The sequence below is a fragment of the Bacteroides sedimenti genome (assembly GCF_040365225.1).
GTDB lineage: Bacteria > Bacteroidota > Bacteroidia > Bacteroidales > Bacteroidaceae > Bacteroides > Bacteroides sedimenti.
In genome coordinates, this window is record NZ_AP028055.1 from 1736241 (window position 1) to 1758144 (window position 21904).

General features: G+C 34.1%; 14 protein-coding genes, 1 tRNA gene and 4 pseudogenes. 12 read left to right on the forward strand and 7 right to left on the reverse strand.

What is annotated here, in order from left to right; genetic code table 11:
- Positions 1–364: 364 nt before the first annotated feature.
- Positions 365–1144 carry a hypothetical protein gene (locus ABWU87_RS07005; RefSeq protein WP_353334276.1) on the forward strand — a complete coding sequence of 260 codons (780 nt, stop codon included), beginning with the start codon at positions 365–367 and terminating at the stop codon, positions 1142–1144.
- Positions 1145–1360: 216 nt separating this feature from the next.
- On the opposite strand, the gene ABWU87_RS07010 is transcribed toward ABWU87_RS07005, so the two are convergent.
- Complete coding sequence (locus ABWU87_RS07010; RefSeq protein WP_353334277.1) at positions 1361–2278, reverse strand: T9SS type A sorting domain-containing protein; 918 nt, start codon at positions 2276–2278, stop codon at positions 1361–1363.
- 321 nt (positions 2279–2599) lie between these two features.
- Here ABWU87_RS07010 and ABWU87_RS07015 point away from each other — a divergent pair, with 321 nt between their 5' ends.
- The gene (locus tag ABWU87_RS07015; RefSeq protein WP_353334278.1) at positions 2600–2878 is read left to right on the forward strand and encodes a hypothetical protein; all 279 of its coding nucleotides are present in this window, start codon (positions 2600–2602) and stop codon (positions 2876–2878) included.
- Positions 2879–3504: 626 nt separating this feature from the next.
- Here ABWU87_RS07015 and ABWU87_RS07020 read toward each other — a convergent pair.
- Complete coding sequence (locus ABWU87_RS07020; protein ID WP_353334279.1) at positions 3505–7413, reverse strand: hypothetical protein; 3909 nt, start codon at positions 7411–7413, stop codon at positions 3505–3507.
- Positions 7414–7568: 155 nt separating this feature from the next.
- Between ABWU87_RS07020 and ABWU87_RS07025 the strand changes: the two are divergent.
- From ABWU87_RS07025 to ABWU87_RS07050, 6 genes and pseudogenes are all read left to right on the forward strand, one after another.
- Positions 7569–7700: pseudogene (locus tag ABWU87_RS07025) on the forward strand (DUF4138 domain-containing protein); the annotation flags it as partial.
- Position 7701: 1 nt separating this feature from the next.
- Positions 7702–8284, forward strand: a pseudogene (locus tag ABWU87_RS07030) (conjugal transfer protein TraO).
- Between the two features lie 6 nt (positions 8285–8290).
- Positions 8291–8719, forward strand: coding sequence for a DUF3872 domain-containing protein (locus ABWU87_RS07035; RefSeq protein ID WP_353334280.1), 429 nt, complete (start codon positions 8291–8293; stop codon positions 8717–8719).
- A gap of 118 nt (positions 8720–8837) precedes the next feature.
- Complete coding sequence (locus ABWU87_RS07040) at positions 8838–10061, forward strand: SIR2 family protein (RefSeq protein ID WP_353334281.1); 1224 nt, start codon at positions 8838–8840, stop codon at positions 10059–10061.
- 15 nt (positions 10062–10076) lie between these two features.
- Entirely contained in the window at positions 10077–10262 is a 186-nt protein-coding gene (locus ABWU87_RS07045; protein ID WP_353334282.1) for a hypothetical protein, read from the forward strand.
- Positions 10263–10298: 36 nt separating this feature from the next.
- Positions 10299–10853 carry a hypothetical protein gene (locus ABWU87_RS07050; RefSeq protein ID WP_353334283.1) on the forward strand — a complete coding sequence of 185 codons (555 nt, stop codon included), beginning with the start codon at positions 10299–10301 and terminating at the stop codon, positions 10851–10853.
- Positions 10854–10906: 53 nt separating this feature from the next.
- Here ABWU87_RS07050 and ABWU87_RS07055 read toward each other — a convergent pair.
- Positions 10907–11150 (reverse strand): annotated as a pseudogene (locus tag ABWU87_RS07055) (DUF3873 family protein).
- A gap of 257 nt (positions 11151–11407) precedes the next feature.
- Positions 11408–11941 (reverse strand): antirestriction protein ArdA, encoded by a 534-nt coding sequence (locus ABWU87_RS07060; RefSeq protein ID WP_353334284.1) that lies wholly within the window; start codon positions 11939–11941, stop codon positions 11408–11410.
- A gap of 438 nt (positions 11942–12379) precedes the next feature.
- On the opposite strand from ABWU87_RS07060, the gene ABWU87_RS07065 reads away from it, so the two are divergent.
- Entirely contained in the window at positions 12380–13489 is a 1110-nt protein-coding gene (locus ABWU87_RS07065; protein WP_353334285.1) for a DUF3800 domain-containing protein, read from the forward strand.
- A 70-nt stretch (positions 13490–13559) separates the two neighbouring features.
- Here ABWU87_RS07065 and ABWU87_RS07070 read toward each other — a convergent pair.
- Positions 13560–13796: pseudogene (locus ABWU87_RS07070) on the reverse strand (ORF6N domain-containing protein); the annotation flags it as partial.
- Positions 13797–13895: 99 nt separating this feature from the next.
- Between ABWU87_RS07070 and ABWU87_RS07075 the strand changes: the two are divergent.
- Positions 13896–14961, forward strand: a protein-coding gene (locus ABWU87_RS07075) for an IS3 family transposase (protein WP_353334286.1) whose coding sequence is annotated in 2 segments (ribosomal slippage) — positions 13896–14149 and positions 14148–14961 — 1068 coding nt in all. Because the reading frame shifts where the segments join, the coding sequence is not laid out codon by codon here.
- A 311-nt stretch (positions 14962–15272) separates the two neighbouring features.
- Here the strand turns inward: ABWU87_RS07075 and ABWU87_RS07080 are convergent.
- Both ABWU87_RS07080 and ABWU87_RS07085 read right to left on the reverse strand, forming a co-directional pair.
- A tRNA-Ser gene (locus ABWU87_RS07080) sits at positions 15273–15357 on the reverse strand.
- Between the two features lie 85 nt (positions 15358–15442).
- Positions 15443–17455 (reverse strand): ATP-binding protein, encoded by a 2013-nt coding sequence (locus ABWU87_RS07085; RefSeq protein ID WP_434533913.1) that lies wholly within the window; start codon positions 17453–17455, stop codon positions 15443–15445.
- A 257-nt stretch (positions 17456–17712) separates the two neighbouring features.
- Between ABWU87_RS07085 and ABWU87_RS07090 the strand changes: the two genes are divergently transcribed.
- A complete protein-coding gene (locus tag ABWU87_RS07090; RefSeq protein WP_353334288.1) occupies positions 17713–18417 on the forward strand; it encodes a peroxiredoxin in 705 nt (234 codons plus the stop codon).
- 326 nt (positions 18418–18743) lie between these two features.
- Complete coding sequence (locus ABWU87_RS07095) at positions 18744–21644, forward strand: transcriptional regulator (RefSeq protein ID WP_353334289.1); 2901 nt, start codon at positions 18744–18746, stop codon at positions 21642–21644.
- The last annotated feature ends 260 nt before the right edge of the window (positions 21645–21904 follow it).

A 21904-nucleotide genomic window follows, 5' to 3' on the forward strand; every position in this document is an offset into this window, starting at 1 on the left:
AAAATGAGTGAAGTAGAGGTGGGAATTTGCAAGAAATCGGTTTAATTTTTGATTGCAAACACTTGATGTATCAGATCTTAGAAGAGCCTATACACTATAGATGATATACTACTAGATGAATTAAAGTCGATAAAAATCCTGAAAATTACCGACATTATTTATTAATGAGAGAAAGTCTGTCTAAGTGGTCTGAAAGACTGCGAAACAGTTTAATGCATTATTGAACAATTTTATTTAGACAGAAAAACTATTTTTTCGTATCTGGAATTAAGAGCTTCTTCAGTTAATTATTTGGATAATAAATTCATAAGTTGTAACTTCGTGTAAAGAGCTATGCAAAAGCTATAACCTAAAAAATGGCCTCATGAAAGCATCTTCTCTAAAATATCTTTTAATTCAGTTAATAGTACTAACAACGGTTGTTAGTTGCAAACCAAAAACATCAGACTCAAATATCGAAAAGGTAATTTCTGAGTTGACAGAAAAGTTCCCTCAGTTGCCAAAAGGACGATTTAATCAATCTGATTTCTATAAATTGAACCGTACAGTAATATACGGAAAGAATGAATTTCAGCTTCAGTTGTATTCAACTCCCGATAGCATCGAGAATCCGCAGCAAATTATCGTTATAATAAATTCAAAAGGAGAACATTATGCGATCCCGCTCTTTTCAAACAAATACCGTGACTATTGGAACTTTGAATTTGAAAAGCCTATTGAAGGGATAAAAAGAACTAATACCACCTTTGAAAAGGAATTTATTAAAGCCATTACTGTTTTAAATCTTAACGATTCTACAGGCACGGGTGAAAAAGTTCTTAATGAGATGATAATATCTTTGCTCAACTGTCAGGTTGTAAGAGAGACTGATGAACGTATTTTTAAAGGCCTTTGGCTTACATTTTATTTTGATGAACCTACTGAAGACACCGATAGTTGTATAATAAGACTACAAAAGAATTTTAATGCTATAAAGAAAAGTATTAATCCAAGTGAAAATTATTATAATTATAACGCTTACCTGGACATAAAAAACAGTAGAGTTTATCAGATTGTCAACCAAGGTAAAAATAGGGGAAAGAAATTAAAGCCTGAAATAAAGACATATAGACTAAATTGCAACTCTCCTGGCTATTATAAATAAACTGGAAAATTTGATATATTATCAATATATACAAATACAAACTGCGAAATTCATATTTTAGAGAAATAATAGATTGAAGGAAATAAAACTTTCATTTATTAATGGGGCTATCCAAGAAGTTGGATAGCCCCTTATATAAAGCTTTTTCTACCTAACCTTAGATAAAGCTCAATCAAAAATACGATAACAGGACATCAAACGAATGATTGTATAAATTTATTTCTTCACGAACTTTTGAACTGATTGACATTCTTTATTTCCAGCCTTTGCAACATATAATCCTTTTGGAAGAGCTGAAACATTAATATCAGTTGTTGCTTCCAGTAGTGGTTGTTGCAATATTAACTGTCCTTGAATATTATAAATTGAAATAAGTTGGCCTGCCGCATCATTTTTGCATTTTACGGTAATAACGTCTTGTGCTTGATCAGAAATGATCTGTATTGAATTTGAAGCACTGGTTTCATTAATACCGGTAGATGTATCAGCCCAAACTTTTACATTATCGAAACAGCCAATAGAGTGACCTGCATTACCCCCCTGTAAAAGAAGAGCGTTATATTTTAACGAAGCGCCTGAAAGAGTTAAATCTGATCCTTTTAAAACATCATCAATCCACACATCCACTTTATTAATTCCGGCATTATATTTAATTTTTACTTTGTACCATTGGTTTTCATTATATGTTTGCAGCTCTTTACCTCCTGCTACAATTGATCCTGATGCAAAGAAATATACAAATCCATAACCATTACCCCAGGTTGTTACTTCATTATTATTAAAACCGACATTTGCATGTGGATAACTTGGAATACCTATTGCGTCTTTATGTGATACCTTTACATTTACTTCGAGCCAAATAATATCCGGCGTTGAAGATAATCTGAATTCGGCATTGGCAGAATTGTTTGTTGCACCTTCTAATTTCAGAGAATTAGGGCCTGACACAAAATCAGAGTTTGTTACAACCTGCAAATCTGCACCAAACCCAGGATAGCATAACACCCAATTAGAGGGGAAAGTACCAGCAGTATAGGAATCGAAATTTTCATTGAGTAAATATGAACTTTGAGACATCGCTTTGTTACTCAAAAAAATCAAAACTGTAAGGAGAATGAATGTAAATTTTTTCATGTTTTTGTTTTTTAATATCCGTAAAAAGTCCTATCGTAATTATATTTTTCCCGTTAGTGTGTCTAAATGTATGGGCCTACAATCAATGGCATCGTTTAAAATCATTGATTAAATAAATTGCTCTCCAAACGATGCAAAAGTATGTAAAAAGAGAAAAGCGGATGTTTCATATTTACAGGATCTAATGTTTCATTTCTACAATATCGCCTTTTTCGTGCTTCTTTTTCAAAATCGAAGGTCATTTCACAATTGTGTTTTCCTATTTATTTTGATACTGATCTTCAAAAGTATTAATTTTGTTAAGCAATAATATTTTAGGCTATGGAGATGAATGAAAAAGATAAGTCGATTTATCAAGCAATTGATGAAATTTTGTGGAGAGATTGGGATCCAATAGGCGTAAACGACAATGAGGATATAAGGGATGAATATCAAAGTTATACTCCGCATATATTTTCATTGAAGAAACAAGGCGCAGATATTCACAAGATTGCTCAGCATTTATATCAGTTCGAAACTATTAATATGGGTATGACAGGCAACAAAGAACTTGTATTGAATCACTGCAAAACAATAGCGCAAAAAATTCTTGATTTATAAGATGAAATATTAATAGCAAGACAATGCCCGCTAATACTTGATAGAGATTAAAATTACTTTTTGTTTGTCTTTCTTGACGTTGAAATAGACGCTGAAAGTACTTCTCGCAAGCCCATTTTTTAGTTACAAAATCACTGTCATCAATTATTAATGAGTTTCAAACAGCATCGCCAAATTCGGAAAACGCATCGCCATTTTCGGACTTTGCGTACTCCTTTTTCTGTTTTTCATGTCAAGGGTATGGGGATGAGGTACGAAACCTGTCATTTTGTGTCGAAAATGTGTTCAGTGAAGTCGCCAAAGAGCATAAAAAAAAGTTCCATAATTCAATGAATTATGGAACTTTAAATTTAAAATCAGCGGAGAGACAGGTCAATGAACCTTCCCATCCATATAACTTTAAGTCAACACTTTATATTTTCCAAACTGATTATCGGTAACGAATTAGGCACAAGTTTTGCTGCCTTTTTTGTCCACCTTTGACCTATGCTTTTCTGCATATATCTTGGGTTCAAAGATAGAAGTATTTTTTGTATTGGCAAAACATCTACCTCTGAATGTTTTAACTTAGTGCAAGGTGCAAGTATCTATATATAGATATACTTGCACCTTGCACTAAAATTAAATTAACTTACTTTTTGAATAACAGAATATATTTTCTCAACAATAAAACTCGTAGACAGTTTTGTTGAATTGAGAATTATACTATCAATCCATTTAACAAATTCAGAGTCATCAAAATTCACTTGTAATTTCTTTATATCAGAAGTGATTTTTTCTTCGACTTTAGTTAACCATTCATTCTCTATAGGAGATTTTATGTTTAAATGATTTCTATATTCTTTGAGTTTCCATAATTCTATTAACATCTGAAATTTTTTATCCTGAATTGTGTTTCCGGAAGATTGAGGAGGCAGGCTCACTCCACTTAAAGTTTGTATCATTTTTTCATCAGGAAAGACAGGAAGAGGCATTAAGTCTAAAATATTTTCTGAAGGTAGATCATTCAACTCATCCCTTAATGCTTTAAAAAAATCTTGTCTAAATCTTAAACCACTTAATACAACCCCATTTTCAATATTTAGTATGGTATAGAAATCTGCCGAAAAGTCTGCTAAGCCAACAAGATCGATTGATAATTTTTGGAGAGAGTCTCCATTTGAAAAATCAAGACCTTCAATTCCAATTGTCACATATGTCAAAGTATCTGTTTCCTCAAATTTAGATGGAAAATAGAAAATATAGTCTTCATTGGTACTAGCATTCTCGAAAATCATTTTCAATTGCTGTAACTTATTCTTTATCTGTGTCTTCCACCATTCTTTTGCAACATTTTTAGCCCCTTTTATAGCAGGTTTATCATTCAATGGAATTTGCGATATATAATACTGTACTATGGTACATAGTCTTTCATACAACTCCAACTCTCGTGATTCTAATAATGACGCGTCAAAGTATTCAAAAGAACCTCTAACAATCAAATTAAAACACTCTTGCATATCCCCAGTAGATAAAAAAGTTGCTTTCAAATTATATAATACTACAGATCTATCATGCTCTTCCTTTGGCGTAAAGATGTTTAACATTTGATTACTAACATTTCTCAGGCTAGATCGCCAGTTATTTATATTCGTCTCTTTTATTCTTCGACTGTTGTCTTCATTATATTTTTGGTTGAAAGTAGGATAGGGTTTTAATGCAATATCCAATTTACGGAAATGCTCACTGAGTTTGATGATTTTCTGTAATGAAGACTGCTGCTTTTTGTTATTTGCTTCAAGTAGCGAATCTATATATTGGCATAAGTTAAAGACTAATTCGAGAGCATTCTCGCGAAACTCAATAATGCTTTTTTGCCATTCATAAACAGATACAGACTCATAGTTCTTTAATATCGTTTTATACCATATCTGATTTAAGTGCACATCAAATTCATTAACAATATTTCCAGGAGGCATCTGCTTTTTTGAACTTTCTCTTGTAAAAGAAACCACTTCTTCGTTCGGAAATGGGAGTATAATAGCTTCAGTACAATATCTTTCATATACTGGTAAAAATGTATATACTACCTGTATTCTTTGAACACTCATTTCGTTAGCATTTGTCACATCGTCTCCGTATAACAAATAATTAATATGGAGTTCATTGCCCTTTTCTTCAATCGTTAATGAATCTGTAGTCCTTTTCAAGTAACTAATTAAGTCTTTCCGATACTTTTTAGAATATTTGAGATATTCTTCTTTTTTATTTATCAAGCAAAATGTAGCAATTTCTTTTGCCTCATTTAATTCAATAGAGTTAATATTTACAAAGAAATACTCAACATCAATTTTCGAAAAAACATCAACATTGAATATTAAAGATAAATTTAAAGCTTTGAACCATTGTGCTAAGCTTCCAAATCCGATATAAGTTTCTATTTTCTCATCTCTTTTTTTCAAATGCTTTTGAATGCTTGATGCTAGTTGATAAACATCTGTTTCATTAATGGTAAATCGCGGTAATTGTTTGGCCAATTCAGATAGTTTACTAAATCCTTTGCCCATTTCGCCTAGAGTATTCGCCAGTTCATCCAATTGTGGAACAGCGTAATCAGTAAACGGTATAGAGGTCATTGTAAATAATTCAACGCTCCCCGTTTCGTAGGAATCATCATATATTTGTCTATTATTACTCCAATACATTTGAGGCTCCAAATGAAAAACTCCATCCAATGCTAATACCATTTGATTAAAATTTCTCTGACTCAATATCGCGCCCAATTCATCATAAAATGATTTTTTGTTATTAGCATCAAGATGTAAAGGAGCATTTATAAAATAATCAGAAAAATATATCTCGTCCAATAAAATAAATAATGATATTAAACTGTCTTTAATTGGTAGATTTTCATGGAGAATCGCAACCAAGTGGTTTGATCTGACAGGATGAAGACCACCAATATAGATATTTTCAAAATTCAAGAAATATTCATCAGCTAATTCTTTTAATATTTCGCCTCTGTCTTGAGAGAAGCCTATATTTTCAGCAATGTGCTTTAATAGAGCATGAGTTCGTATTTTAATATTCATGCTATCAGCTAAAGAGACTAATCTCAATATCTCCAGTTTTGCTGCTGCACTTTGAGTTTTATTAAGAGTGGATACTTGATACTTTAATCGTTCTTGAATCATTTCTCCTTTCGTGAGCAAATAAGTGTATTCAATTAACAATCCTTTTTCTTGCACTTTTTCCCAAACAGACTGCCAACTATCACTAATATTCAATTTTCCTTTTTTCTGCAATTCATCATAAATAGAACGAGCTTCTTCTTTTGATAGATTTATATCGATAAATTGAATATTTGATTTTGAAACATCTGAACCATATCTATACCAGTCTTCATTTCTAGTTGTGATAATGAATTTAACAGGGAGATTTGCTGCATTCTCAGCTACATAGTTCCAACTTTTTAGAGAGGAGTTCAAACCATCAAAAATGATCAGTGGTGATTGTCCTATATTCAAACGAGTTTGTATGAATTGCAAAATTGAGTTAGCTGACTCCACATCTGGGCAATACTGAACTTGATATATATCATATAGATCTTTTTTGTTATAGCCAGTTTGCCATGCTAAAGTTGACTTTCCTTGACCACTTGACGATTTTATTATTACTGAGTCAGACTCATTAAGCAGTGATTCTATTTTCCTTTCCCATAAAATTCTTCTGACGGGTAATCCTTGCGCTATATGTATGGGTAAAGCTGCTTTACCTTCATAATAATTTGAATAATCCTTTTCTTCTTTAGAAAATAATATCGTTCTAATCCAATCATTTTTAATTGCTTCATTTATTGGCGCTTTAGAAAATGAGTCTGTTATATCTTGAAATAAAACAGCAACATCATTTTTATTTATTTCTTTTCTATCTCGAGACCAAATTAAAGCATTATAAAATAATGATCTCAAAAATTGTCCTTCTGTTCCAATATTTACATTCCACTCTTTATACAGTAATTTCAATATTTGAGAAGTTATATCGTTTATACTCGCAAATTCAAAAGAGATTGTTTCGATGAACTGAGAATAGTTTAGACCTTTATAAGGTAAAGAATTCAATTTATCAAACCAATACTTCTTTGACTTTTCATCCAAATTACCCTCGAACAAGTTTTTCAAATTACCGTCTGTAGTCTTCATGTTGTAAACTAATCTAAATCTACTACAAGGCTCTTTGTGATATACTTCTAAATAATTCTGAAGAACTCCAAGATCCCAAAAACCATATGCATCTAATTTATTCTTCGATGATTTTAATTGAGTGTATTCAAAGCCATTTGTTATTATCGAATTATTAATATCAATATCTTCAATGCCTTCCAAACGAATAGTTGCGTTACTGTTCTGTAATTCTCTTAATATAGCCAAGCATGCATACAACACTTGATAATATATACCAGTAATATTAACCGCTCCACCAATGCGTTTCGCTAATACTGGCTCTAGCAATTCAGAATACATAGCTATTTTATTTGTAGAATTTTTATGTCTCATTATATTTTTTTTAAAATTATATCAAAGTTAATTGATTTTATAGTATATACATAGAATTTCTTTGATTTTCATGCCATAGTACAAGTCATAGAATCCATAAATATGCCGGAAAGGCAGTTTCGGACAATGAACAACGAGCTATAGTTTAAATGCATTTCACCATCCCGGACGATAAATTACAGGTGGTAGAGCTGGTCGAAAAGAACGGTGCCCGTCACCAAAATATACGTATCGAAAGTTCGGATATTGTGAACGTCAGAGTGATTAACGAACTTAAAATCAAGTAAAATGAGAAATCTTTCGTTCATAATTATATCATTTGTGTTGCGCTTGGTCTTTACAGACCAAGCGCAACACAACGTTACCTGCCCAGACAAAAGGGAATCCAACTTACAGGCGGGATGGCGGACGGCTTTAAAAAGCCTGGTAGACCGGAATCAGCCTATTATTTCGGTGCTGCCCTTGTCATTTATACTAAAAATGAAACCGTTGGGTGGTTGGTGCAGAATACTTCAATAAAGAGTACGAATTTAGGGATATAACTGTGTCTGTAAGCCAGTTTACAGGCGAAAGCGGGTATTATATCAAAATCCTTTCCGACCATCGGAAAACGTTCTTTCTGTCCATTGGTTTGTCGGCTCTTGCCGGATACGAAACAAGCAACTGGGGCGATAAATTGCTGTATGATGGTTCTACACTCACAAACAAAGATACCTTTATTTATGGCGGGGCTGCTATGCTGGAACTGGAAACCTACCTGTCGGATAGGGTAATGTTCCTTATCAATACCCGTGAACGTGCACTTTTTGGTTCTTCCATCGGAAAGTTCCATACACAGGTCGGGGTCGGTTTTAAATTCATAATAAATTAGTGAGATATGAAAAAAATAATCAGAAACATATTAATGGGGATGTACTTGTTGGGAACAATGCTGCTGGTGTTTTCTTGTGATAATAAGCTGGATGTTCAGCAGGTTCACCCGTTCACAGTAACAACAATGTCCGTACAAAAACGGATTAAGATGGGTGAAACGGCGGATATTCGTTTTCAACTTAACCGGGAAGGCTATTACGAAGAAACGAAGTATTTTATCAGGTATTTTCAGCCGGATGGAAAAGGAACGCTGCGGATGGCAGACGGAACAGTTTTTCTTCCGAATGATTTATACTCACTTACGGGAGAAACGTTTCGGCTATATTATACATCTGCATCCACTGACCAGCAACAAATTGACGTATATATAGAAGATAGCTTCGGAAAAGTGGTACAGCTAACGTTTGCTTTTAATAATGAGAATGAGAAATAAGAGCAAAAAGAATAAGTGTTTTTAGGAAACTTGTTGAAAACATCTAATAAGTAATTTTGTCAGGTGTTTTTTTATGGGTATTTTTGTATGAAAGTCGTAATAGAAGATTCTTTAAGTTATGTCAAAAAAGAGATTATTAATCGTTACTGGATGTGGAGCTTCCATAGATTTTGGAATGCCAAGAGTTGCTGAAGTAAATCAAATTTTTGAGACAAACAGCAGACGCTATGTATTATCCAACGACCCGCAGACAACATTATACCAATGGATATGTAATCAAGCAAATAATGCTAATTATGAATATCTTTTGTATATAATTGAGGTATTAGCAGGTTATCTCAACCCAGCCAATAGCTATTTGAGTAATTTTCTACAACCTAATAATCTTCCCTTAGTAAATGACACTGTATTGCACCACAATAATCAGACTATAACATCTTTTGATTTAAGCTCTCTTTATAACTCTCTCGTAGACTCTCTCCTTGACGATTTTAGAGAAAAATCCAGAGATTGTATCGCTAATAATACTACATTTTTTTCTTCTTTGCAGAGTTTTCTGCAGTGTTTAAATCAAGAGTTTGATATCAGTTACGTAACTACTAACCACGACAATATCCTGCTCTCGGCATTGCCTGATAATGTAACTGGATTTGATACAAACGGAAGCTTTGACCGTTCTATTCTTATGAATAATCCAAATTGGAATTACGGCATACATTTACATGGTTCTGTTCATTTTGATATGACAGGGAATATACAGCGCGGGTATAATATGCATGAAATACGTTGGAATAATGATTTATCTTCAAATTTTTCTTCAAATGCGAGTGGGCGCAACTGGATATTTACGAGGCAGGGAAACCCATTACCTCATTCAGCCATTATTGCAGGAATAGACAAAACAAACCAAATTTTGAAGCAACCTTTCCTGTCATATTATATGATATTGGATAAATTGATTTTTGAAAGTGATGCTATTTTGTTTATAGGATATGGATTCCAAGATGACCATTTAAATAATGCTTTTGAATTTATCCGTTATGATTGGGATAAAATACGGAAGGTCGCTGTTGTTGATTATTCAGACAATAATACAGCTTCTTTATGCGGAGGTAGACATGACGATTGGACAATTGGTTTATCTAAAACGATTCCTTTCGATTCATTTAATATGGGTGATGGCACAAAATCATTAAGTGGGAAACATCATACTGTCGGAGGCTATAGGCAGAGATGTAGTGTAGAAAAGTCTTCTGATTCATCCCACCCATTAGCCATTTGGTATAATGGTTTTACCAAAGCCTGTAATTATCCACATGTGATTCTAAATGAACTTTTATAAATAACGACAAAGGATATGATAACAAATGAATTATCTGAAACTGCTAAGAAATTATCAGATTTAGCAAATGATAACATTGCATTATTAGAAGGAAAATGTCAAATAAAAATTGAGATTCAGGATTGTTATTTAGGTATGCTAAGAAGACATGCAATTATACTATCTGAATTGTCTACAATTCTCAAAAACAGAAATTCTTAGTACATCTCAACTCCATTCATTTTACTTAGAAGTCTGATGGATGATTTTCTTCATTTATTATACCTTAAACTTCACAATAGTAGAGAAGGAGAAATTACACGAATAAATGCAGACACCTATAAACAGAGTTTTAAATCTCTAAAAGATTTAACAGATTCGAACTATGAACACTTCGAAGGGATGTATCCTTTTTACTTAACAACCGAACAATTAGAAGAACTCAAAGATACTTTCAAATCAAAAGAAGAAAATAAAGGATATTTTAAAAACATAGACACTTTCAAGTTCCTCCCATTTAAAAGACTTAGTGACATGGCAAAATGTTTTTATCACTCGCGGAGTGTTGACATTTTCAGAGATAGAGCATATTATCTATGGAAAGAATTTTCTTCATTTGTTCACTATTCTAATTATACTTTTGAATATGAAATAAAAAATGCTCCGGAGAATCTCTATATAATTAACGAAGCATTTCAATATTGTTATAATTCAATATATTTGTCATTTAAGTATTTTGAGAGAACTTTTGGATTAACTTTTAAAGACGACAAGACATTGAACAACATGTATGGGATAATCCTATCATGCTAATTTATAGGCATTAATAACAATTTGGCTTTTTGCTACTTTTTATCCGCATCAGCTCATGGAAAAAGTAGCGGGCGGTTTTCCGCCCGGATTTGCATATACTTTTTAGATCGCCACTCATCTCGCCGTTTCCGGCAATCTTGTAGCGTTTTCGCTACCGAAGAGAAAAGTTCTCCGTCTGTATGGCTAATCATACTGAAAATATTCTGTTCCCCGGAATGCTACCGCAATGAACTTTACATATTTTTCTTGTCCCGGCTATTGGGTCGTGGACACTCCGTTTTTATTTAGTGATTTCATATATTTATATTAATAAAGTGAGTAATAAAGCTATGAAAACCGCAGCTATCAAAAGGCTATACAATACAGATACAAAAAAACGCAGGATAAATCGGATAACAAAAAAACGTTATTATCAATACCGCCCATATACCCACCGAAGTGGACAGAAAATAAATTACTAAAGCCAGTACCCCCTCTCGAAATAACAACCTGAATAAACCGCCAATTTTCATTGCATTTTATTTTGTCGGCGGGTTTCCCCGCCCGGCGAATAATCAAGAAGCCCAGAAAACAAAACTATCCTCAAACCAGTAATCACCCATAAAGAGGTCGCGGGCAAACTTTTCATAATCGAAGTATGTTTTTGCGAACTCCGGCAAGTCGTATAACTCTTCTATTATTTCATACGCAAAATCTTTTTCATCTTTATATTGCCCGTTATAATGATCCCTAAAGGAAGAAATAAGGTCGTGTGCATCTTCGGTTGAAAGGTCGTGTGAACCGTGATTACACCACACTAAAAATGCTTTCTGCTCGTCTTCGCTTAAATCGTCCATCGCATCCCGAATGTCGAAAAAGTTTTCAGATAACCAGCTTTCGCCTATAAGTTCATCCGGTATATTTTCCCAGTCCTGAAACATATATTCAGGATCTTCCTCGTCTGCGTGGAATTCCGCACACGCTTTGTAAAACTCATCTTTGTCCGAAAAGTCGGAAAGGTCAAACCACTTGCCCTTGATTGAGCCATCGTTATACTCTGCGTATGTACCTACGTAAATTCTTGCTTCGCTTAAACTTGTTACTTCCATAACTTCTGATTTTTTAGATATATGCGGATTCTTGAGGTGAGCGAGTTGAGTTTCATAACCTTTTTTTCCTGCTTCTCGTAAATCCGACTTTTTTTATATGCGTCTTTTCTTCGGGTCGGTCGTTTTCGTTTCATATATGCAGGAAAGTGTAGGCTTTAGTCTTTGCAAGTTTTTGTGGAAAAATTCTCTCTGGGCGAAGCGCAGCAGGAAGATTTTTGTATCAAACCTTTGGGACTTGAACTTTCAAAGAGGTTAAGAAGCCGTAAATACTTTTGCATATAGAAATGGAAATGATAAACCGCCCCGGTGGAATGACTGCCTATGGGAGGGTTTTACGGCATAAGAAGCTGGAAAAAAAGCATTAGTTTCTTTTAGAGAGAAACGAATTTTAAAACGTATCTTTGCAAAGAATGACAAACCATGCAATTTACTGGACGTATGATTGATATAAAATATAAAATAGAAGATTTTAGAAGGGCAATAAAAATGTTACCCATTAAACATTTATTTGACATTACTACCACTTTTTACTATGATGAGACAGATAATGTTCGTAAGTATTATTTAAAAGAAACTGGTATAAATGAACAAATTGATAGGCACTTCGTCCTTGGAGGTATAATGCTAAAAGAAGACATCAACCCTCCTGACGTAAAAGAGTTAAGAGAAAAGCTCCGAATACCAGAAGAGTTGGAAGAAATTAAAAGTAAACATGTTTATAATGGAGATATTTTTAAAGTCCTTGATAAAAGAGAAATAAATCCTTTCTTAAATTGGATTTTAAACCATGACATCTACATACACTATTCAGTTGCAAATCTATATTACTACTCCCTTGTTGATATTGTTGATTCTATCATAGATGAAGAATTATATGGTTTTCATTTTTATTTGAAAGATGACTTGTATCAAATAGCAAAGGCAGACCACAATCAGTTCAATAATATTCTATATAAATACAATTATCCTAATATAAGTCATGAAGACATTGTGGATTTTCTTGTAGACCTTAGAGGATATATATCAGGAAATAAGCTCGATACAACTCACTACATTGATTTGCTAATTGAAAGAATTGAAGATGAAAACATATCAGAATTACCATTCATCCAAGATGAAGAGGATTTAATGCTACTGAAAGACCTTTCTCAATTTTATTACTATCCAATATATACCTTCCATAATTCAAAACATATATTTGACCATGAGCGGCAGATTGAGGATAACCATTTCAAGGGAGTTACATTTACTAAAAATGGAATACCTTTCAATTCATATGAATTTAAAGATTCTAAAGATGATTCTATGATACAACTTTCAGATTGTGTCGTTGGAATAATCAGTAGATTTTATAAATTTTTAGATGAGTTTGATGGTAGCCTTACTAATTTAGATAAACGATTAAATAGCAGGCAGAAAGAGAATTTATCCATACTATGCAAAATAATAAAGAAAAGTGTGGATTATAATGAAACTCTAATTCACATGATTGTTCCAATTAAAGAACAACAAGGTTATAATATTATTGTCAGTCATTATTCTAAATAACATATAACTTATAAAGTAATGGCGGGCTTTGTCGGCTCGCCATCATTAGGTTATTACAAACTGTGATAAGTTATTTTTCTTCATCAAGTATTCTGTATCCTATGGGTTTTCTTGGTTTGGGGTCAGGTTTACTTAATAACTGGGTTAAAGCTTGGTATATTTCACTGAACTGCGCATCTGTACTTTCTTCCAGTTCCTCGATACGCGTAAGAAGTTCATCATATCCGATAACCATTTGTCGCATCAGGACAAATGCCCGCATAATCGATATATTTACATCTATTGCTGTCTGACTTCTCAATACCGTATGTCAGCTTCCCTTTTTTGACCTCCCCCCGAAAAAAGGGACAGTTCAAAATTAGAGTTTCGGACTTAAATAATTATATTTATCCAAATTGTTTTTGTTATGAAACGATCAAAGTTTACAGAGTCGCAAATTCTCTTTGCATTAAAGCAAAATGAGACAGGGGTGAAGACCGAGGAGGTTTGCCGTAAGATGGGTATAAGTGAAGCCACTTTTTATAATTGGAAGAAGAAATATGGTGGTTTAGGAGTTCCCGATTTTCGTCGTTTACGACAGTTGGAGGAAGAGAATCAGAAGTTGAAGCAGATTGTCGCAGATCTTTCCTTGGATAAGCAGATGCTTCAGGATGTTTTAAAAAAAAGTTCTGACCCCTTCCCAGTTACGTGAAGCGGCTATGGATTTAATAGGTGAATATAAGGTTTCTGTCCAAAAGGCGACTGCTGGAGTCATGCTTCATCGTTCAGTTTGGTATTATAAGTCCAAACCTAAAAACGATGAACTTCTTTGTATGCGAATGCATGAAATAGCGCAAACAAGAATACGATATGGCTTTTGGCGCATATTCATATTGCTTCGCCGAGAAGGTTTTAAGGACAATCACAAGCGTGTTTATCGGCTTTACAAAGCGGAAGAATTAAATCTACGTTCAAAGCGTCACCGTAGAAGCAGAGCCGGGATACACAGAGAAAATTATCCGGTAGTAAAAGAGATGAATCAATGCTGGAGCATGGATTTTGTATCCGATGCGTTGTATAACGGACAGAAGTTCAGAACACTTACTGTTATAGATAATTTCAGCAGAAAGTGTGTGGCCATTGAGGTTGGCCAATCCTTAAAAGGCAACGATGTTGTAAATACATTAGAGCAATTACATGTTCTTTATGGCATTAAGCCAAAAAGGATAAAGGTTGATAATGGACCTGAATTTGTTTCAAAGGAATTGGATCGATGGGCATACGAGAATAAAGTAACGTTGGATTTTTCCCGTCCTGGAAGACCCACAGACAATCCTTTTATAGAATCTTTTAACGGAAGTTTTAGAGATGAGTGTTTAAATACAAATTGGTTCTTATCTTTGCAAGACGCAAGAGCTAAAATAGAGTCGTGGCGTAGAGATTATAACAGCTATCGTCCACATAGCTCTTTGCAGGACAGAACGCCGGAATAGGTGGAATTTGAAGTGTTAAATTACAGGGTAGACTCTAATTTAGTTGTATCCGAATAATGGGAGGAGATCAGTCAAAAAAGTGAGCTTTCAAACTGCTAGGTTTCACACAATTTATTATGATTAAGCAATTTAAAAGATATAAATCAACACTTCATTTGATTGTAATTGCAGCATTATTTTACTTAATTTCTCCATAAAGCAATAAGTGTTGTAAAAAAACAAACAATGAATATTAATTATGCACGGAATACAATAAAAAAAGTTCCATAATTCAATGAATTATGGAACCTGTTTGTTTCTGATTTAATCAGCGGAGAGACAGGGATTCGAACCCCGGGAACCTCGCAGTTCAACGGTTTTCAAGACCGCCGCAATCGACCACTCTGCCACCTCTCCAAAACTATTTTGTGATTGCTTTCTCTCTCAAAAGCGTTGCAAAGTTACAACATTTTTTGAAACCTCCAAACATTTGACGCGTTTTTTATTTTGCAAATATATCTTGTGACTGTAAATCAATAGGATGCGTAAAAATAAAACGTGCTCCTTCTTTATATGAGGCATCTACCCAGATCTCTCCTCCGAAAACAGAGACAATTGTTTTACTAATGGCAAGTCCGAGACCTGTACCCTGTTTAAACTCATTCAACTTCTCGAAACGGTCGAATACAAGATGCTCTTTCCCTTCGGGTATTCCCTCTCCGGTATCTGTAACAGTAAAATGAACCATCTGACTCTTTTCGTCGATTTTAAAATCGAGAGTAATTATGCCTTCTTTTGTAAACTTAGAAGCATTGGAAAGCAGATTAAGTAACACCTGTTGCAAACGATGGACATCTGTTACCAGAACAAAATTCGGATCGGGAGAGTTTAAGATAAATTTTATCGGCTTATCACAAGTTGACTCAACGGAAGAATAAGCCTCTTTACACAAAGAAGTAACATTACACTCTTCATAATAGAATTTAAGACGTCCCGTTTCCAATCGTGAGATATCCAGTATGTCGTTTACAAGACGTAACAATAAATCGGAATTGGTCTGAATCACCTTGTTGTATTCAACGACTTCTTCCTGCGTATTTCCTCCTATTGCAAGTACATTTGAGAATCCAACAATTGCATTTAAAGGAGTTCGTATCTCATGTGTCATATTAGCCAGAAAGGAAGTCTTTAACCGCTCTGATTCTTCGGCCTTTTCTTTGGCTATACGCAATTCTGCTTCTGAAATTTCGAGCTCATCCTTCAGTTTTTTAGTACGCATCAAATGATAAAGTGAAATAAGCCATCCAAATAACAGTATTGATATTACAAACACAACTCCGAAAACTATGTATTTATATTCTTCAAAGAATGAAGGTTTTTCGTTTATAAACTCAGAATCAACAGGAAGTTTGGCTCGCTCAATTTGCAGACTCTCTACCTTTTCTGAATCGAATTTGTATCGGTTGGAAATAAACTCAATGTGGGTTTTATACCCTCCTCCTTTTTCGGACAACTGATAAGCCTGCAAAGCCATATCTTTTCCAAGCATCCGGTATTCAGGAATTAAACCTCCTATCGCCCAATGCCCAAGACCAATGGAGGTAACCGAAAAAGCGGGAATCCTAGGATTTGCATCCATCATCATATAAGTGGCATTATTCATGAAATATCCGTTATTCTTATCAACTCTCCAGGTTCCTAGCAAGATAACTGTATTGGCAGGTAAAGAACTGATGCGGTCAATAATGGTATAAATAGAACTTTGCCTTCCATCAAGCAAAATAAGATTAAACTTAGAAAAACGTTTTATTTCTTTCTTAACAAACGCTTGGAAACAAACACCACCATATGTATTATCCGTAATTAAAGCTATATTTTTAGTAGCAGGATATAGCTTCTTTATTAACTGAAGGTTCTTTTCAACATCATACTGATACACATATCCGGCCATTTTAATGAATGGAGGTACATCCTTCAGCATATCGATGCTTTGCGGTTCCCATTTTTTAGGTGAGTCACCATCTTCGGGAAGCATAATTGCATTTCGACTCACCATTCCACAGATTACCGGAGCATTGCACATCAATTTATATAAACTATCATTCGCATTTTTTTTGAGATTCATCTGTTCATATAGCTGACGGCCAAGGGTGAGATATGATGACCAGGCCTCTTGACCCAGAAGTATAACAAGTGCCGGAGTGTCTTGAGATGATGAGTGTTTATCAAGAATTTGTTTTATTGTGCCTTTCCATGAACGAGACTCGGTAAAGCTACCACAATTCATGTTCTCTATAACTATAGGTAGTTGTCCACCCAAATGTTTATACTCATCGATAAAAGCAGAGATATTCTTTGCAGTACTTGATGCCTCCGGGTTATATGAACTGATAATCAAAATAGGTCTATTTTGAATATTGGTCCCAAATGAGTCAGGGATAAATATAATACCTATCAAAAAAAACAAAAATAAGGCATAAACCTTTTTATAACCCTCAGAAAATAAACTTCTCATAAAGTATCATATTTATATATATAATGGCTTACCCATTTTTCAGAGGCAAATATAAATATATCTATCATATTACGGAGACATTGTATCCCGTTTTTTTGTTCAATCACATGATATCAAGAGTGATATTATGAATATGGACATAACTATTCTATTTATATTCATTCACAAAAACAGTGTTAAATTACTTACAGGCCCTCAAACAAATACCTGGGAAAGCTGTTCTTATTAGACAAACTATAAATCAGCAAATCATAATTATGGAACAAGAAGTAATATCTATGCCACGCATCGGTGACCCCGCACCTGCTTTTGAAGCAATAACCACACAGGGACCGATTAAATTTCCAGAAGATTTCTATGGAAGTTGGGTTATCTTATTCAGCCATCCTGCCGATTTTACTCCAGTATGTACATCAGAGTTTATCACTTTTGCTTCCCTGGAAAGCGAATTTGCATCACTCAACTGTAAATTGGTAGGTCTCTCCGTTGATGGACTGTACAGTCACATTGCCTGGCTGCGTACCATTAAGGAGAAAATTGAATTCAAGGGAATGAAAAATGTAGAGGTGAAGTTTCCATTGATTGAAGATATCACCATGAAAGTAGCTCACAAGTACGGCATGATTCAGCCAGGCGAGAGTAGTACAAAAGCCGTACGGGCAGTATTTGTAATTGATCCCTCCGGAAAGATTCGAACCATCATCTATTATCCGCTTTCGTTAGGACGTAATTTTGATGAATTAAAACGGGTTGTAATGGCATTACAGACTGCAGATATGTTCAATGTGGCTACTCCGGCCGACTGGAAACCTGGAGATGATGTAATTGTACCTACCGCCGGTTCTTGCGGAGTTGCTAAAGACAGAATGGAAGGGAAAGAGAGTAACATTACATGTCACGACTGGTTCTTCTGTACAAAACCTCTAACCAAAGATGAAGTGATGAAAAAGATTCAGAAATAGTTCTGAAATAATCAATTTCAAAACAGTTGTTTCTATTAATATAGATGGAATGAATCTGGATATAGATTTGTAATAGTGCAAAGTGCATGCATAAAAAAGAGGATACCATTTTTAGTATCCTCTTTTCACTTTATGAAGGGAGTGAAAAAACTAGAGACTAGCCCTACTAATTTTTGGTGCTTATTTATAATTTTCAACAAATATATACCTATCAAGAAAAGGAGTAATCAAGTTAATAATTATTCAGAAGTAATTTGAAATCATAATTCTAATTAATACATTTGTGTTGTCGGATACGTTTATAATCCTTAAATCAATCCTAATACATGAACTCGATAACGCAAAATCTGAATAGGTATTTTTTATTCTTAGTCTTATCCTTAGTCCCTTTCATCAGACTTTCAGCAAGTTGGAATAATTTTATTATCAATTACAAAAAGGAAATTTACGGCAAAGGTTCGCAAACCTGGCAAGTCGCTTCTTATAATAATAACTGGGTTTACTTTGCCAATAAAAATGGATTGTTGCAATTTGATGGAAGTGATTGGGGAGTGTTTCCTTTAAATAATGGTTCGGATGTGCGTTCCGTTTTTCCTTCTCGAGCACGTAACAGAATTTATGTGGGTGGAATTAATGAGTTCGGTTATTTTGAACCTGATAAACGTGGAAAGCTGATTTACCACTGTGTGTCCGATTCTTTAAGACCGTCATTACGTTCAATAGGAAATATCTGGCGGATCCATGAAAATGATAATATTCTTTATTTACAGGCAGACGGTGCCGTATTGAAATGTCTAAACGGGAAATATACATTAATACCTGCCAACAGTAAAATTGATTGCTCGAGCCTTGTAAATGGCATTTTGTATATTGGTACGAACCGTGGAGTTCAGATACTTATTGGCAATACTTTTTTCCCTTTACCCGGCGCAGAGGAACTTAATTCAAAGAGAATAAGAGGAATTATCCCTCATAAAAAAGGAGTTATTATTGCTACTGCTTATGACGGCCTGTATTACTGGGATGGAAAGGCTCTCTCTCATTATATAACCGGAGTAGAGAACTTTATGTCGCAGAATGAAATATTTTCTGTAGCTTCTTCAAAGAATCAGATAGCAATTGGGACCGTCCACATGGGGTTGCTTTTAATTAATAAGAGCACAATGAAGGTGAAGTATTTCAATGAAAATAACGGGCTTCAAAACAACACAGTACTTTCTTTGGGATTTGATAGTCGTGAGAACCTATGGGCGGGGCTAGATAATGGTATTGATTATATCTGTCTGAATTCTCCTTTATCCAATCTTTACTCTTATCCATATTCTTATGGGGCCGGTTATTCGGCCATACTTTCAGGATCATTTCTTTATCTTGGAACCAATCGGGGACTTTATTATACTCATTATCCTATTTCATTGAATGATAAGCCGCTTGATATATATCATATACCTCAATCCAGTGGACAGGTATGGGATTTATGCCGGGTGGGGAATGATATTTTCTGTTTGCACGACAGAGGCGTTTTTTGGGTAAAAGGCGAAACAATGAAAAAGATTGGGTCAATATCCGGAGTCTGGAATTGTAAAATAATGGAGGGTAATCCGAATAAAGTGATGCTGGGCTTGTATGATGGTATTTATCTGATGCAAAAGGAACAAGGAGAGTGGAAACTGAAAAAGAGGATGGAGGGGATGAATGATTCTGCCGAAAATTTTGAGATTGAATCTGACAATGTAATATGGCTGCATAACAATGACAAAGGGTTGATCCGTTTTGATATTGATGTAACTAATTTCAGAGTAAAAAGGACTAAGTTCTATGGAAAAGACAAAGGACTGCCTTCTAATAAAAATATATATGTAAATAAGGTGAACGGCAATATTTATTTTACTACTTCAAAGGGGGTATACAAATATAATAAGGAAAAAGACATAATAGAAATTTGCCCTGAAATGAATAATATGCTGAATGGTACAAAGTCATACTTAAAACTTTATGAGTATGAAAATCATCTGTTAAGTTTAAGTAATAGTGGAATAAATATTGCTAGTCTGGATACTTATAAAAAAGGAGGAATTGGACATTTTTATTCCATAGAACATCCTTCTATTGAATTAGTAAAAGGGTTCGAAAAATTGATCCCGATATCAGCTTCTCAGATAATAATACCTAATGATTATGGATTTGCGTTACTAAAGACTCCAACAAAAGAAATGCCAAGTGAACGCTCTGCTGTGCATATACGTTCAGTTTTTCTCTCATATCCTAGTGACAGTTTAATATATTCAGATAACTTCCTTGGAAAGAATTATATTCCGGAAATTCCGCATCAAAGGAATTCCATTAGGTTTGAGTACGATTTGTATTCTTTCACACATGGAGAGGAAGTTAGTTTTCGTTATCGGTTTAAGGATCAGAAAGAGTGGTCGGATTATACCTCTTCATTAACTAAAGAATATAGTAATCTGGATGAAGGTGAACATACGTTCCAGGTTGAAGCAATCTTTGCCGATGGAACAACTTCTGTTGATGAATTCACGTTTATAATATTGCCTCCTTGGTATAGATCATCAATAGCCTATGTATTCTACCTTATTCTTCTTTTAAGTTTGTTTTGGTACGTTTACAGATGGGATGATTTAAGAATGAAACGCAAAAAGCAACAAGCGGTTTTTGAAAAGGACAAAGAACTTTTCCTAAAAGAAAAAGAATTTGAAAAGGAAAATGCCCGGAAAGAACATCAGATTATGGAATTGGAAAAAGAAAAGCTGGAATATGAGCTTCAACACAAGAGCCAGGAAATGGCAAATCTAATGATAAACTTTGTCCGAAAGAATGAGATGCTCACTGAAATAAAGCAGGAATTATTTAAAGTAATATCTACATTGAAAGGAGAAGGGGCAAAACAATCAAAACAGATGCTGATGGTTGTAAATAGTAAAATTGATTCGAATATACAATCTGACGAGGTATTGAAACGTATAGAAGAACAGTTTGACCTAATACACAATAACTTTATGAAACGTTTGAGCGAAAAACACCCCGATCTTTCTGCCAATGAAAGAATGATGTGCGCTTATCTCAAAATGAACCTTTCTTCTAAAGAGATAGCTCCTCTTATAAATATATCCATAAGAGGAGTTGAGACAATACGTTATCGTCTTAGAAAAAAATTTAATTTGGAAAGAGACGAAAGCTTAACTGATTACTTAGCCAATAAACTTTAAGCATTTTTTATCTTATTATCTTTCATATTGTTCCGGCTCGATTAATAATCGAGCCGGAAATGTTTTATTTTCTTTTAAGAAATGTAACGAAATAGATGCACGTATACTTAAAATACTAAATATTAGATATATACATTTTTTTGACGAGTTGTTAACGTATTTATATCTTTTGATTGACGTAATAATAAATAGGTGAAAATAATTTAAATTAAACGCTCGTTAACTATGTTTGCACTGTTTAAATAGTTAATCTTAATTAT

Coding starts and splice junctions, on each gene's coding strand:
- ABWU87_RS07085 (WP_434533913.1), bottom strand. CDS start 17,455: ATGAGAAGTTTATTTTCTGAGGGTTATAAAAAGGTTTATGCCTTATTT.
- ABWU87_RS07050 (WP_353334283.1), top strand. CDS start 10,299: ATGGATGATTTTCTTCATTTATTATACCTTAAACTTCACAATAGTAGA.
- ABWU87_RS07005 (WP_353334276.1), top strand. CDS start 365: ATGAAAGCATCTTCTCTAAAATATCTTTTAATTCAGTTAATAGTACTA.
- ABWU87_RS07020 (WP_353334279.1), bottom strand. CDS start 7,413: ATGAGACATAAAAATTCTACAAATAAAATAGCTATGTATTCTGAATTG.
- ABWU87_RS07015 (WP_353334278.1), top strand. CDS start 2,600: ATGGAGATGAATGAAAAAGATAAGTCGATTTATCAAGCAATTGATGAA.
- ABWU87_RS07040 (WP_353334281.1), top strand. CDS start 8,838: ATGTCAAAAAAGAGATTATTAATCGTTACTGGATGTGGAGCTTCCATA.
- ABWU87_RS07065 (WP_353334285.1), top strand. CDS start 12,380: ATGATTGATATAAAATATAAAATAGAAGATTTTAGAAGGGCAATAAAA.
- ABWU87_RS07060 (WP_353334284.1), bottom strand. CDS start 11,941: ATGGAAGTAACAAGTTTAAGCGAAGCAAGAATTTACGTAGGTACATAC.
- ABWU87_RS07035 (WP_353334280.1), top strand. CDS start 8,291: ATGAAAAAAATAATCAGAAACATATTAATGGGGATGTACTTGTTGGGA.
- ABWU87_RS07045 (WP_353334282.1), top strand. CDS start 10,077: ATGATAACAAATGAATTATCTGAAACTGCTAAGAAATTATCAGATTTA.
- ABWU87_RS07090 (WP_353334288.1), top strand. CDS start 17,713: ATGGAACAAGAAGTAATATCTATGCCACGCATCGGTGACCCCGCACCT.
- ABWU87_RS07095 (WP_353334289.1), top strand. CDS start 18,744: ATGAACTCGATAACGCAAAATCTGAATAGGTATTTTTTATTCTTAGTC.
- ABWU87_RS07010 (WP_353334277.1), bottom strand. CDS start 2,278: ATGAAAAAATTTACATTCATTCTCCTTACAGTTTTGATTTTTTTGAGT.